The organism is Paraburkholderia sp. CI3, assembly GCF_050436505.1.
GTDB classification, from domain to species: domain Bacteria; phylum Pseudomonadota; class Gammaproteobacteria; order Burkholderiales; family Burkholderiaceae; genus Paraburkholderia; species Paraburkholderia tuberum.
In genome coordinates this window covers 1,394,891-1,408,252 of the sequence record NZ_JBNDMI010000004.1, presented here as the reverse complement: position 1 = coordinate 1,408,252, position 13,362 = coordinate 1,394,891, and the positions used below count along the sequence as shown (strand labels likewise).

12 protein-coding genes are annotated in these 13,362 nt (G+C 64.2%); 7 read left to right on the top strand and 5 right to left on the bottom strand.

What is annotated here, in order from left to right; genetic code table 11:
• Window positions 1–142: 142 nt before the first annotated feature.
• Window positions 143–946 (bottom strand): inositol monophosphatase family protein, encoded by an 804-nt coding sequence (locus tag OKW29_RS27885; protein ID WP_090805360.1) that lies wholly within the window; start codon window positions 944–946, stop codon window positions 143–145.
• Window positions 947–1,354: 408 nt separating this feature from the next.
• Between OKW29_RS27885 and OKW29_RS27880 the strand changes: the two genes are divergently transcribed.
• Window positions 1,355–2,185 carry an RNA methyltransferase gene (locus tag OKW29_RS27880; protein WP_090800702.1) on the top strand — a complete coding sequence of 277 codons (831 nt, stop codon included), beginning with the start codon at window positions 1,355–1,357 and terminating at the stop codon, window positions 2,183–2,185.
• Window positions 2,186–2,440: 255 nt separating this feature from the next.
• A complete protein-coding gene (gene cysE, locus OKW29_RS27875) occupies window positions 2,441–3,277 on the top strand; it encodes a serine O-acetyltransferase (RefSeq protein ID WP_429293362.1) in 837 nt (278 codons plus the stop codon).
• 45 nt (window positions 3,278–3,322) lie between these two features.
• Here cysE and OKW29_RS27870 read toward each other — a convergent pair whose 3' ends face one another.
• The 4 genes from OKW29_RS27870 to OKW29_RS27855 form a co-directional block, all read right to left on the bottom strand.
• Window positions 3,323–4,120: a UDP-2,3-diacylglucosamine diphosphatase gene (locus OKW29_RS27870; RefSeq protein ID WP_429293361.1), complete on the bottom strand. Its 798-nt coding sequence runs from the start codon at window positions 4,118–4,120 to the stop codon at window positions 3,323–3,325.
• 63 nt (window positions 4,121–4,183) lie between these two features.
• Complete coding sequence (locus OKW29_RS27865; protein WP_090800697.1) at window positions 4,184–4,678, bottom strand: peptidylprolyl isomerase; 495 nt, start codon at window positions 4,676–4,678, stop codon at window positions 4,184–4,186.
• A 126-nt stretch (window positions 4,679–4,804) separates the two neighbouring features.
• Complete coding sequence (locus OKW29_RS27860) at window positions 4,805–5,386, bottom strand: peptidylprolyl isomerase (RefSeq protein ID WP_184022474.1); 582 nt, start codon at window positions 5,384–5,386, stop codon at window positions 4,805–4,807.
• 50 nt (window positions 5,387–5,436) lie between these two features.
• Entirely contained in the window at window positions 5,437–6,228 is a 792-nt protein-coding gene (locus OKW29_RS27855) for a tetratricopeptide repeat protein (protein WP_429293360.1), read from the bottom strand.
• 250 nt (window positions 6,229–6,478) lie between these two features.
• Here OKW29_RS27855 and cysS point away from each other — a divergent pair, with 250 nt between their 5' ends.
• The 5 genes from cysS to OKW29_RS27830 all read left to right on the top strand — a co-directional run bounded on the left by cysS (window position 6,479) and on the right by OKW29_RS27830 (window position 13,352).
• Entirely contained in the window at window positions 6,479–7,876 is a 1,398-nt protein-coding gene (gene cysS, locus OKW29_RS27850) for a cysteine--tRNA ligase (RefSeq protein ID WP_429293359.1), read from the top strand.
• Window positions 7,877–7,923: 47 nt separating this feature from the next.
• Window positions 7,924–9,057, top strand: a complete 1,134-nt coding sequence (locus OKW29_RS27845) for a DNA-3-methyladenine glycosylase family protein (protein WP_429293358.1) — start codon at window positions 7,924–7,926, stop codon at window positions 9,055–9,057.
• A 128-nt stretch (window positions 9,058–9,185) separates the two neighbouring features.
• The gene (locus OKW29_RS27840) at window positions 9,186–10,157 is read left to right on the top strand and encodes an acetyl-CoA carboxylase carboxyltransferase subunit alpha (protein WP_090800690.1); all 972 of its coding nucleotides are present in this window, start codon (window positions 9,186–9,188) and stop codon (window positions 10,155–10,157) included.
• Window positions 10,158–10,210: 53 nt separating this feature from the next.
• Window positions 10,211–11,686 carry a tRNA lysidine(34) synthetase TilS gene (tilS, locus tag OKW29_RS27835; protein ID WP_429293357.1) on the top strand — a complete coding sequence of 492 codons (1,476 nt, stop codon included), beginning with the start codon at window positions 10,211–10,213 and terminating at the stop codon, window positions 11,684–11,686.
• A 415-nt stretch (window positions 11,687–12,101) separates the two neighbouring features.
• The gene (locus tag OKW29_RS27830) at window positions 12,102–13,352 is read left to right on the top strand and encodes an aspartate kinase (protein WP_090800687.1); all 1,251 of its coding nucleotides are present in this window, start codon (window positions 12,102–12,104) and stop codon (window positions 13,350–13,352) included.
• Window positions 13,353–13,362 lie beyond the last annotated feature (10 nt).

Here is a 13,362-nt window from a genome sequence, read left to right as displayed (position 1 = left end):
CCGCCGGAATACCGCCCCGAATGACTTCCCGCTTTTTAGCACGACACTCCGCACACTGGAGCGCCGCCAACAGAAAAGCGGCCGAGGCCGCTTTTCTCTGCAACCGTTATGCGTTGCCGCGGACCGGCCGCGGCGGCGCACCTTACGCCGACTGCTGGCGCGTGCGGCTGTAGCGCGACAGGATCGGAATCATCTGCGCGTAGACCTTCGGGTTGCCCGCGACGACTTCGCCGACGTGCAGGAACTCCGAATCACCGGTGTAGTTGCCGACCAGGCCGCCGGCTTCGGTGATCAGCAGGCTGCCCGCCGCGACGTCCCATGCGTTCAGGCCCTGCTCGAAGAAGCCGTCCATGTGGCCGGCCGCGACGTTGGCCAGATCGAGCGCGGCGGCGCCCGGACGGCGCAGGCCGGCGCAGGCTTCGGTCATCTCGGCGAACTGACGGCCGTACGATTCGAGGCTGTCCTGCGCGCGGAACGGAAAGCCGGTGCCGATCAGGCAGTCGGCCAGGCGGTCACGCTTGGCGACGCGGATGCGGCGATCGTTGAGAAACGCGCCACGGCCGCGCGATGCGGTGAACAGATCGTTGCGGGTCGGATCGTAGACGACGGCCTGCGTGACGACGCCCTTGTGCGCGAGCGCGATCGACACGCAGTAGTAAGGGAAGCCGTGGATGAAGTTGGTGGTGCCGTCGAGCGGATCGATGATCCACTGGTATTCGGAATCGTGGTCCGACTTGCCCGACTCTTCGGCGAGGATGGCGTGATCGGGATAAGCGGTCTTCAGCGTTTCGATGATCGCCGCTTCGGACGCTTTGTCGACCTCCGTGACGAAATCGTTGTGCTGCTTTTTGCTGACCTGAATCAGGTCGAGATCGAGCGATGCGCGGTTGATGATCTGAGCTGCGCGGCGCGCGGCCTTCACAGCGATATTGAGCATGGGATGCATAAACTGATCCTTGTTCCGGGGCAGCACGGCTGCCGGCCGGTAAATAAGCGCGAAACTGCGCTGACGGGCGCCGCAACGACGCAAAAACAGCACGGAACGGGCAGACCGGCTATCAAACCGGAGAGCATTCCGTCGACGGAGACGAATTGAATAAGAACGGTGCGACCGGTTCGACGCAAGCTTCAGCAAACGTCGGCGCCGGACGCGAAAAGCGGTATTTTACCTGAGTCCGGGCGCCCTCGCGCATGCTCGCTCACGTGCGGCTGATGTACCGCACAGGCGCCCGCCAGTGCCGGTCCGATGGTGCACCCTCGTCCGCGCGCGTGGCTCGCGCGTGCGTCTGATTCGGCATAGGTGCCCGTTGGCGCTACCATACGCGTCTTGAGTCCTAGCCAGCCGAGTTTCATCGTGGATCACACCCACCATTCCTCCGACCCCGCCGTGGCCGATTTGCGCGGCGGCTTCACGTCGACGCGTTTCGTGCTGGTCGAGCCCAGCCATCCGGGCAATGTCGGCGCCGCGGCGCGCGCGCTGAAAACGATGGGCTTTTCGCGGCTCGTGCTCGTGTCGCCGCGCGTGCCGAACGTGCAGAACGACCCCGAAGCGATCGCGATGGCGAGCGGCGCCGACGACGTACTCGCCTCCGTGCACGTGGTGCCGTCGCTCGCCGATGCACTGACTGGCGTGCACTGGTCGATTGCGCTGACCGCGCGGCTGCGCGAATACGGTCCGCCGCAATGGACGCCGCGCGCGGCTGCCGCCGCCGCGCACGCAGAGGCGATGCACGGCGAGATCGCGCTGGTGTTCGGCAACGAACGCACGGGCTTGTCGAACGAGGACGTCGAGCGATGCAGCGCGATCGCGCATATTCCGGCCAATCCGGCCTATAGCTCGCTCAATCTCGCGCAGGCGGTGCAGGTGCTCGCCTACGAGCTACGCACCGCGTACCTCGGCGCCGACGAAGCGAGCGACGGCGCACCCACCGCGGGAGCACACGCGGCGCCGGCCGAATCCGCCGCTCCACGCGCGCAGATGGCGGCTAGCGACGAGATCGAGAGCATGTTCGCGCATCTGGAAAGCGCACTGGTCGCGCTCGAGTTTCTCGATCCGGCCAATCCGAAGAAGCTGATGTCACGGCTGCGGCGGCTCTTCGCGCGCTCGGGCCTCGAGCGCGAGGAGGTCAACATCGTGCGCGGCATCGCCAAGCACATCCTGCTCAAGACCAGACGGACCGGCTGACGGTCCGTTGACCAGCCCGTGACGGCGCACCTGATGCGCCGCCTTCGTCTGACGACAACCTTGCAGGTGACGGGGACTTCCGGCAGGTTTCGCGCAATCGCCCTACAATCCACGAAACGTTAGAAGCAAAGCTGCCGCCGTGCTAAGCGGCAGCGATGCCGTTGGCTATGGCGCGAAACGCAGAGTCCCGCGCATGCGCAAACCGCGCGGATTCGCTCACGCAGACGGTTTTCCCCCAACAATACAGTCCCTGCCATGTTCACGAGACTTCGCGAAGATATCGCCACCATCCGCGAGCGCGATCCCGCCGCCCGCAGCGCATGGGAAGTGCTCACGTGTTATCCGGGGCTGCACGCGCTCGCGCTGCATCGGATCGCTCACGCGTGCTGGCGCGCGAAGCGCCGCTGGCTCGCGCGTTTCGTGTCCCAGATGGCGCGCTTCATGACCGGCATCGAGATTCATCCGGGCGCGAGCGTCGGGCGGCGCGTGTTCATCGATCACGGCATGGGCGTCGTGATCGGCGAGACCGCGCAGATCGGCGACGACTGCACGATCTACCAGGGTGTGACGCTCGGTGGCACGTCGCTCACGCGCGGCGCGAAGCGGCATCCGACGCTCGAGCGTGGTGTGATCGTCGGTGCGGGCGCGAAGGTGCTCGGCGGCTTCACCGTCGGCGCGGACGCGAAGATCGGATCGAACGCGGTCGTGACGAAGCCGGTGCCCGCGCGTGGCACGGCGCTCGGCAATCCGGCGCGGATCATCGTGCCGGCCGCGGCGGCTGCGAACGGTGCGAACGGTGCAAATCCGAATGCGAACAACGCCGCGCATGATGCGAAGCGCGGCAGCGAAATCAGCGCGTTTTGCGCATACGGCATCACGCCCAACGCGGACGATCCGGTTTCGCTCGCGATTCACGGTCTGATCGACCATGCGGCTACTCAGGCGCGACGTATCGATGAAATCGTCGATGCGCTCGAGCGGCTCGGCACGAGCCTCGAAGGTCTGCAAGGCGCGGATGCGGCGTTGCTCGATTTGCGGCGGCTATCGGCGGCGATCGCGGGGAAGGTGGAGGGGCTGGCGGGGGAGCGCTAGGTATCGGCGCCTCGGCAGCGCGAAGCGCACGCCGTATCCACGAGGTCAATCCAGCGGCAACGCTCGAATCCCGTCGGCATCGATCTTCAGATAGCCGCCCCGGCGCTCCCCGTGATCGAGATCCCAGTCGGGCAGAACCCAGCGCGTGCCGCCCGGCTCGCGATGCCGCGCGGGCAGATGGGTATGCCCATGAATGATCGTCGCGGTCTTCGATTTCCTGAACAGCGCGGCGACACCTTGCGGGGTCACGTCATACTTGATCGGCATCGGCCGCGTGCGGCCATGCTCGCTCTTCGAGCGCATGTTCTCGGCGAGCTTGCGACGCCAACGAAACGGCCACGCGAGAAACAGAATCTGCGCGAGTCGATTGCGCGCGAAACACCTGAACAACTGATAGCCGCGATCCGCGGTGCACAGACCATCGCCATGGGCGAGCGCAATGCGCGTGCCGAACGCGGTAATCACGAACGGATCGGGCAGCCAGATCGCGCCGGCCGCTTTCATGAAGCGCTTGCCCAGCAGAAAGTCGCGGTTGCCGTGCATGATGTAAAGCGCGATGCCGCGCTCGGACAGCGTGTGCAGCAGCGCCGCAATATGGGCGACGAACGGCTCGCTCAGCATGTCGTCGCCGACCCAGTACTCGAACAGGTCGCCGAGGATGAACACCGAGTCGGCCGCTTCCGCGCTCACGCGGATGAAATGCTCGAACGCGGCGACCGTGCGCGGAACCGCCTCGCTCAGATGCAGATCGGAGAGGAAGAAAAAAGGGCGCGCGGCGTGCGGGCGTCGGCCCTCGCCTGGTACGCCCGCGGCGACGCTTCGCAGCGGCGTCTCTTGCAGCATTGAAGGTGCCTGATTTCAGTTCAAAGGAGTCGACGCCCGCATGAGGCGCGACTCACTCACGGTTTAGCCGACGACGACAGCTTTTTCGATCACGACATCATCGACCGGCACGTCCTGATGGAAGCCCTTCGAACCGGTCTTGACCTTCTTGATCTTCTCGACCACGTCCATGCCTTCGACGACCTTGCCGAACACCGCATAGCCCCAGCCTTGCGGCGTCGGCGACGAGTGGTTCAGGAAGTCGTTGTCGTTCACGTTGATGAAGAATTGCGCGGTCGCCGAATGAGGGTCGTTGGTACGCGCCATCGCGATCGAGCCGTTCTCGTTCTTCAGACCGTTGTTCGCCTCGTTGGTGATCGGCTCGGCCGTCGGCTTCTGCTTCATGCCGGGTTCGAAGCCGCCGCCCTGGATCATGAAGCCGTCGATCACGCGGTGAAACACCGTGTTGTCGTAGTGGCCGGCCTTCACGTAGTTCAGGAAGTTCTCGACCGACTTCGGCGCCTTTTCGGCATTCAGCTCGAGTTTGATGAGGCCGTGGTTCGTATGCAGTTCAACCATGATGGAATCCTTTGATGAACAGGTGGATTAAAGGCGCGGCGCGTCGTCATGTGCTGACGACCGGCCGCGCCGGGGCGTTGGTTGGGGCCGGGGTTCGGCCGCGCGGGTTTGCTTGCCCGTTCGTTTTTACTTGCTCACCACCGTCGCCGACTGGATCACGACCGGCTTCTGCGGCACATCGCTCATCGGGCCGCGCGTGGTGGTGGGCGTGGCTTCGATGCGTTTCACGACGTCCATGCCGCTCGTGACCTTGCCGAATACCGCGTAGCCGTTGCCGTCCGGATTCGGGTAGTCGAGATTGGCATTGTCCACCGTGTTGATGAAGAACTGCGCGGTGGCCGAATTCGGGTCGCTGGTGCGCGCCATCGCGATCGTGCCAGCGGTGTTCTTCAGACCGGTGCGGCTCTCGAGCGGAATCGGCGCGCGCGTCGGCTTCTCGACGAAGCTCTGCGTATAGCCGCCGCCCTGGATCATGAAGCCCGGAATCACGCGATGGAAGATCGTGCCGCTATATTGGCCGGCTTTCACGTAGTCGAGGAAATTGGCGACCGTCTTTGGCGCTTTCTCGGGATACAGCTCGACGCGGATGTCACCCTCCGACGTCTTCAGCAGCACGGAAGGATGAGCGGCCTGCGAACCGGACTGCGCAAAGGCGGGTGCGTTTGCGATCAGGGCGGCGCTGCCGAGCGCCAACATCAACCATTTCATGAAAGTCCTCGGGGTTGGAGAAAACTTGCGGCAGGCAACGAGCCCGGCGCTCAGCGCGACGGCGCCATGTACGGCGGCATGGCGAGCGAGCCATTCGGGCCGCCGAACTGGAAGCTCGGGCTGTCCGTGATGTTCGACGTGGGGTGCGCGGCGGGCACGGTCGTCTGCTCGGCGGCAGGCTGTGACGCCGCGGCAGGGGGCGTTGCCGGCGACACGACCTTCTGGATATCCGCGAGACGCTGCGCGGTCCTCGGGCTCGCCTTGCCGAGGCTCTCCGCGCGACGGTACGCGGCGTCGGCGAGGCGCAGATAGAGGTCACCGAGGTTCTCGAACGCGAGGCCGTAGTTCGGATTGACCTGGGTGGCCATCTCGAGCGCTGCGCGCGCTTCGGTCAGACGGCCTTGTCTCGCGAAGAGTGTGGCGAGGTTGTTGTACGGCTCGGGCAACTCGGGATACAGCTGCGTGAGTTCGGTGAACGCTGTGATCGCTTCGTCGTCGCGATTCAGGTGCACGAGCACGTTTGCGCGTTTGAACTTCGCTTGTGCGTCGCGCGGATTCGCGGCGACGCGCGCATCGAGTTGGGTCAGCGCGGCTTGCCAGTTTTTCTGCGCGATCGACGCGTCGATTTCCGGCGTATTGTCACGCACGGCGGGGCCTTGCGGCATCACCGCGGTCTTCTGCGCGTAAGCGCTCGCGACCGGCACCGCGGCAAGTGCGGCAACGACGGTGACGCGCCACGCGAGGGCACGCGCCGCTTCGAAAGTAACGCCACCGACAACGTTGCCAAACGCAGTCGCGGCGAGGGTCGCAGCGCTGTGCGCGCGGCCGCTGGAGTGTTTCATAGGCTTAGGTCTGGATGTTATACTCCGAGCCATTCTAACAAAAGGTCTGCGCGTTCCGTCGAACCGCCGACTGTCTTTTCGCCACTCGTGGCCGTCTCCGCCCGGTTCGCAGCCTCGTCTGCAGCCTGATCGCCGCACGAGGTGCGCCGGTTTCAGCTGTATGCGATGCACCCGTTATCCTGTTCGTTTCGCGGGTCGCGGCGCGCATGAAGCACAATGCGGACTTCTTTCGGCCCACGCACCGCTCTCTATGGAATCTCTGCGCATTTACAACACGCTCGCGCGTGACAAACAGACTTTCGTGCCGCTGCGCGAAGGTGTCGTGCGGATGTACGTCTGCGGGATGACCGTGTACGACTATTGTCACGTCGGTCATGCGCGGGTGATGGTCGTGTTCGACATCGTGCAGCGCTGGTTGCGTGCGCTTGGCTACAACGTGACTTACGTGCGCAACATTACCGATATCGACGACAAGATCATCAAGCGTGCAGTCGAGAACGGTGAAACCATCAAATCGCTGACCGATCGCTTCATCGCCGCGCTGCATGAAGACGCGGACGCGCTCGGCATCGAGCGTCCGGACATCGAGCCGCGCGCGACCGACTTCATTCCGCAGATGCTCGGCATGATCGAGACGCTCGAGAAAAACGGCTACGCCTACCAGGCGAGCGACGGCGACGTCAACTACGCGGTACGCAAATTCGCAGGCTACGGCAAGCTGTCGGGCAAGTCGCTCGAAGACCTGCGCGCTGGCGAACGCGTCGCGGCCAACGACGCGAAACAGGACCCGCTCGACTTCGTGCTGTGGAAGCAGGCGAAGCCCGAGGAACCGGCCGACAGCGGCTGGGATTCGAAGTACGGGCGCGGTCGTCCCGGCTGGCACATCGAGTGCTCGGCGATGGGCTGCACGCTGCTCGGTGAACAGTTCGACATTCACGGCGGCGGCCAGGATCTGCAGTTTCCGCACCACGAAAACGAGATCGCGCAAAGTGAGGCCGCGACCGGACAAACATTCGTCAATTACTGGATGCACAACGGCTACGTACAGATCGACAATGAGAAGATGTCGAAGTCGTTGAACAATTTTTTTACGATTCGCGAAGTGCTCGCGCAGTACGATGCAGAGGTGGTGCGTTTCTTCATCGCGCGCGCGCATTACCGCTCGCCGTTGAACTACAGCGACGTACATATCGACGACGCGCGCAATGCACTCGCGCGTTTGTACACGGCGTTGAAAGACGTGACGCCCGATAGCGCCGTGCTCGACTGGAACGAAGCGCACGCGCAGCGTTTCCAGGCGGCAATGAACGACGACTTCAACACGCCGGTGGCCGTGTCGGTGCTGTTCGAGCTGGCCACCGAAGTGAACCGCACGCGCGACCCCGCGCTGGCCCGTCAATTGCGCGCGCTTGGCGCGGTGCTCGGGCTGCTCGGACGCGAACCGCGTGCATACCTGCAGCAGGCAGCGGGTGCTGCAGCCGAAGGCGCGCTCGAGCCCGCCGCGATCGAAGCGAAGATCGCCGCGCGTATCGCCGCCAAGCAGGCAAAGGACTATGCGGCAGCAGACCGGATCCGGGCCGAATTGCTCGATGCCGGCGTTGCCCTTGAAGACAAACCCGGCGGGCTGACCGAGTGGCGGCGCGTGTGAGCGCACCTCGTACTTCCCTCTGAACGACTCGCCAGGCAGGAGGCAGGATGGCAACGGCCACGAAGACGCCGGCTAAACGCGCGGCGTCTCAAACCAGTGCGGCAGCCGCGGCATCGGCTGTCGCAGCGTCGGCTGCCGCAGCATCGGCTGCCGCAGCTCAGTCGACTCGTGCGGGCGGCGGCGCGGTAGACAAAGCGCCCTCGAAAGCGGGCGGGGCGGCGGCGAAAGCCGACTCGACCGCGGCAAAGAAGAGCGCAGTCAAACGCTCGCTCAATGGCGCGGCCACTGAAGCTGCGCACGCGCCTGCGAAACGCGCGAAAACGACGTCGCGTGCGAAGGGCAACGGTGCGTTGCCGGCCAAACTCGCGGCCGAGCTCGCCGGCGACGTGCAGGAACTCGCGCGCGATACGAACGCGGGCGAAGTCGTGCGCAAGACGCGCGTGTCGGCCACCTCGGCCACCTCGGCGAGCACGGCCAGCGCGGGCGGCGAAGCGGCCGGTGTCGCATCGCTCGCGAACGAAGTCGCGGTGCCGGTGCAGATCGGCGGTCTCGCGCCTGAAGTCACGCGTCCCGCGTATTGGGACAAGGCGTGCGCGGATCTCGTCAAGCGCGATCGCATTTTGAAGAAGCTGATTCCGAAGTTCGGCCCCGTGCATTTGCTGAGTCGTGGCGATCCTTTCGTCACGCTTGCGCGCTCGGTGGTCGGCCAGCAGATCTCGGTCGCCTCGGCGCAGGCCGTGTGGGCGAGGGTCGAAGTCGCGTGTCCGAAGCTCGTGCCGCAGCAGTTCATCAAGCTCGGTCTCGAGAAGCTGACCGCGTGCGGTTTGTCGAAACGCAAGGCCGAGTACGTGCTCGATCTCGCGAGGCATTTCGTGTCGGGCGCGTTGCACGTCGGCAAGTGGACGTCGATGGACGACGAGGCGGTGATCGCCGAACTCACGCAGATTCGCGGCATCGGCCGCTGGACCGCGGAGATGTTCCTGATTTTCAACCTGTCGCGTCCCGACGTGCTACCGCTCGACGACCTCGGCCTGATCCGCGCGATCAGCGTCAACTATTTCAGCGGCGAACCCGTCACGCGCAGCGAAGCGCGCGAGGTTGCCGCGAACTGGGAGCCGTGGCGCACGGTGGCGACCTGGTACATGTGGCGTAGTCTCGATCCGTTACCGGTCGACTACTAAAGAAGAACAGGAAACGAAGCCGTTTCAAAAACTATCGCGTATATGATATCGATAGTTGAGAAATGGTTTTGACATCGGCACACGCGGTTAGAATACGCGCTGCCCGGTAAGTCCAAGGATTACAACCAATGAAGACCACGTTTCTGGATTTCGAACAGCCGATCGCTGAACTCGAAGCGAAGATCGAAGAATTGCGCTTCGTGCAGGACGACTCGGCCGTCGATATTTCGGAAGAGATCGAGCGGCTGTCCAAGAAGAGCCAGCAGCTCACCAAAGATCTGTATGCGAACCTCACACCGTGGCAGGTTTCGCAAATCGCCCGTCATCCGCAGCGTCCGTACACGTTCGACTACGTGAGCGAGCTGTTTACCGATTTCCATGAACTGCATGGCGACCGCAACTTCGCGGACGATCTGTCGATCGTCGGCGGTCTCGCGCGGTTCAACGGCCAGGCGTGCATGGTGATCGGTCATCAGAAGGGCCGCGACACCAAGGAGCGCGCGCTGCGCAACTTCGGCATGCCGCGTCCGGAAGGCTATCGCAAGGCCGAGCGGCTGATGCGCCTCGCCGAGAAGTTCGGCCTGCCGATCTTCACGTTCATCGACACGCCGGGCGCGTACCCGGGCATCGGCGCGGAAGAGCGCGGCCAGTCCGAAGCGATCGGCCGCAACCTGTACGTGATGGCCGAGCTGAAGACGCCGCTGATCGCGACGATCATCGGCGAGGGCGGCTCGGGCGGCGCACTCGCTATCGCGGTGGGCGACAGCGTGCTGATGTTGCAGTTCTCGACCTACTCGGTGATCTCGCCGGAAGGCTGCGCATCGATCCTGTGGAAAAGCGCCGCCAAGGCACCGGAAGCAGCGGAGGCGCTCGGCCTGACCGCGCATCGTCTGAAGGCGCTCGGTCTGATAGACAAGATCGTCAACGAGCCGCTCGGCGGCGCGCATCGCGATCCGAAGGGCATGGCGGCGATGCTGCGCCGTGCGCTCGCCGATTCGCTGCGCCAGTTCCAGGGTATGAGCACCAACGACCTGCGCGAACGCCGTTTCGAACGGCTGATGGCGTACGGCAAATTCAAGGAAACGACGCCGGGCGCATAAGCCCGCGCGTTGGCCTGTCTCTTTCGTCCACCGGCGCTTTCCGCGCTAACGACGTGACCACCACCGCCGACTCATCCGCCGAGCGCCTCGTGATCGAGGCGCTCGGCGCCGCGCTGTCCGGGCTCGATTCGAACGCGCGCATTGCGGTCGCATTCAGCGGCGGCGTCGATTCGAGCGTGCTCCTCGATGCGGCGGTGCGCGTCGCGGGTGCGTCGCGCTGTATCGCGCTGCACGTGCATCATGGTTTGAGTCCACATGCCGATACGTGGCTCGCGCACTGCGAGGCTTTCGCGCGCGAACGTGGCGTCGAATTCGACGCGCGACGCGTGGATGTTTCGCGCGCGCCGGGCCTGAGCATCGAGGCCGCGGCACGCGACGCGCGTTATCGTGCGCTCGAAGCGATGTGCGCAACGCACGGCATTGGCACGCTATGGCTTGCGCAGCATGCGGACGATCAGGCCGAGACCGTGCTGCTGCAACTGCTGCGCGGCGCGGGGCTCGCGGGTCTCGCGGCGATGGCGCCCGGCACGCTGCCGACAGGTGCGTCGACGACACGTGTGCGGCCGCTTTTGCATCTGCTGCGCGCGCAGCTCGAACACTATGCGAGCGCGCGCAAGCTGCGCTGGATCGACGACGAATCGAACGCGGACACGCGTTATGCGCGCAACGCCTTGCGTCATCAGGTGATGCCGGTGCTCGCGGTGCACTTCCCGGGCTTTCGCGATGCGCTCGCGCGCACGGCCGCGCATTCGGCATCGGCGCAGCGATTGCTCGACACGCTCGCGCGCGCCGACATGGAAAGCGCGTCGCGCGATGAAGGACGCGCCCTCGCGCACGACGCGCTGCTCGCTCTCGACGACGATCGCGCGCTGAATCTGCTGCGCTACTGGATGCGTACGCTCGGCTTCGTCGCGGCATCGAGCGCGCGTGTCGCGGATGCACTGCGGCAGTTGCGCGAAGTGGCTGCGGGGCAGGACGGACATCGGCTCCGCATCGATCATGCGGGGCATGCGTTGCGCAGCTATCGCGGCCTCGTCTACTGGGAAGCCGGCGATAGCAGCGAACCCGCCGACGAAACCGCGCTCGTCGAGCGCGAGATCAGTGAACTCGCGTGGCAAGGGCAAGAGATCTGGCATTTGCCGCAATGGCGCGGCACGTTCGTGTTCGCGACGGTGGATGCAGCCGCTGCTTCCGACGTAGCCGACGCAGCGCACGCAGCGCCACGTAACGAAGCATGCGACATGGTTCCCGTCAGCGTCCTGCAACGAGCATCTCTAAGCGTGCGGGCTCGCCGCGGCGGAGAACGCATGCGCATCGGTGTGCCGAACACGCCCAGCCGCACGCTGAAGAAGCTGTTTCAGGAGCGCGGCATTCCCGCATGGAAGCGCGACGTGCCATTGCTTTACGTTGGCGATGAACTGCTGTTCGTGCCACTGATCGGCGTGAATCGCGGGACTGTGCGCGACGCATCTCCGGAGCGCGAAGCGTGCGTGAAAATCGTCTGGCGCGAGGATCTGCTGATCGCCTGAGCGTCGGTCGGACAGTCGCGCAAGCCGTGCGTGCAGATGTCGAAAGCGTGAAACAGGGCGCAAATCAACGATAAAACAGGCCATTGCAGGCCTGATTCGACGCATTTGAGCGCTCGTTGCGTCTTGTCTTTTTGCGACTAATCAGGTACTTTAGCTTGTTTGCCCGACCCGATTTCGCCGTCGCTTTTGTCGCTATCGGTCGTTAGTGCCGGCAGGCGTGCGTGATCCGTCGTCGCCGTTCAATTCCGATCAGCCATTTGCGATTTCATCCCGGGCAAATCCGCGCGTGCTGCACGCGTGCTGCATCTACGCCGCCACACACTTTGCCGCCGTTCACGAGACGTTGCGCCCCTGTGCTTTCTGTGCGGTCGTCTCCAGCGCGCCAGCGCGGTTTCTCTTCCAGTTCAGAACGACAATGGCACTCATCGTACACAAATACGGCGGCACCTCGATGGGCTCGGTCGAGCGCATCAAGAACGTCGCCAGGCGCGTCGCGAAATGGCACAAGGCCGGCCATCAGATGGTCGTCGTGCCGTCGGCAATGTCCGGCGAAACCAATCGCCTGCTTGGCCTCGCGAAAGAAATCACGACTCAACCGAGCCCGCGTGAACTCGACATGATCGCCGCCACCGGCGAGCAGGTCAGCTCGGGTCTGCTCGCGATCGCGCTGCAGGAAGCCGGCGTCGAAGCGGTCAGCTACGCAGGCTGGCAGGTGCCGGTCAAGACCGATAGCGCGTTTACGAAAGCGCGCATCAGCGACATCGACGGCGAGCGCGTCATGCAAGACCTCGCAGCCGGCAAGGTGGTCGTGATCACCGGCTTCCAGGGCATTGACCCGGACGGCCACATCACGACGCTCGGCCGCGGCGGCTCGGACACGTCGGCAGTCGCGGTCGCGGCCGCGCTGAAGGCCGACGAGTGCCTCATCTACACGGACGTCGACGGTGTGTACACGACGGACCCGCGCGTCGTTGAAGAAGCGCGCCGGCTCGACCGCGTGACGTTCGAAGAAATGCTGGAAATGGCCAGCCTGGGTTCGAAGGTGCTGCAGATCCGCTCGGTGGAATTCGCCGGCAAATATCAGGTGAAAACGCGCGTGCTGTCGAGCCTGACCGATCCGCTGATGCCACTCGACGAAGAAATGAAGTCGGGCACCCTGATTACTTTTGAAGAAGACGAGACCATGGAAAAAGCAGTCATCTCGGGTATCGCGTTCCAGCGCGACGAAGCTCGTATCGCCGTGATGGGCGTGCCCGACAAGCCGGGCATCGCGTATCAGATTCTCGGCCCGGTGGCGGACGCGAATATCGATGTCGACATGATCATCCAGAACCAGAGCGTCGAGGGCAAGACGGCATTCACGTTCACGGTTGGCCGCGGCGACTATGCGCGTGCAATGGAAATCCTCACCGGCACGGTAAAGGCGCACGTCCAGGCCGAGCAGGTGCTGGGCGACCCGAAGGTGTCGAAGGTGTCGGTGGTCGGCGTCGGGATGCGCTCGCACGTCGGCATCGCCAGCAAGATGTTCCGCACGCTGTCGGAAGAGGGCATCAACATTCAGATGATCTCGACCTCGGAGATCAAGATTTCGGTGTTGATCGACGAAAAGTACATGGAGCTCGCGGTACGCGCGCTGCATAAGGCCTTCGAACTCGATCAGGCATAAATGGCGGGAA

Coding starts and splice junctions, on each gene's coding strand:
- cysS (WP_429293359.1), top strand. CDS start 6,479: ATGGAATCTCTGCGCATTTACAACACGCTCGCGCGTGACAAACAGACT.
- OKW29_RS27870 (WP_429293361.1), bottom strand. CDS start 4,120: ATGCTGCAAGAGACGCCGCTGCGAAGCGTCGCCGCGGGCGTACCAGGC.
- OKW29_RS27840 (WP_090800690.1), top strand. CDS start 9,186: ATGAAGACCACGTTTCTGGATTTCGAACAGCCGATCGCTGAACTCGAA.
- OKW29_RS27885 (WP_090805360.1), bottom strand. CDS start 946: ATGCATCCCATGCTCAATATCGCTGTGAAGGCCGCGCGCCGCGCAGCT.
- OKW29_RS27845 (WP_429293358.1), top strand. CDS start 7,924: ATGGCAACGGCCACGAAGACGCCGGCTAAACGCGCGGCGTCTCAAACC.
- OKW29_RS27860 (WP_184022474.1), bottom strand. CDS start 5,386: ATGAAATGGTTGATGTTGGCGCTCGGCAGCGCCGCCCTGATCGCAAAC.
- OKW29_RS27830 (WP_090800687.1), top strand. CDS start 12,102: ATGGCACTCATCGTACACAAATACGGCGGCACCTCGATGGGCTCGGTC.
- OKW29_RS27855 (WP_429293360.1), bottom strand. CDS start 6,228: ATGAAACACTCCAGCGGCCGCGCGCACAGCGCTGCGACCCTCGCCGCG.
- OKW29_RS27865 (WP_090800697.1), bottom strand. CDS start 4,678: ATGGTTGAACTGCATACGAACCACGGCCTCATCAAACTCGAGCTGAAT.
- cysE (WP_429293362.1), top strand. CDS start 2,441: ATGTTCACGAGACTTCGCGAAGATATCGCCACCATCCGCGAGCGCGAT.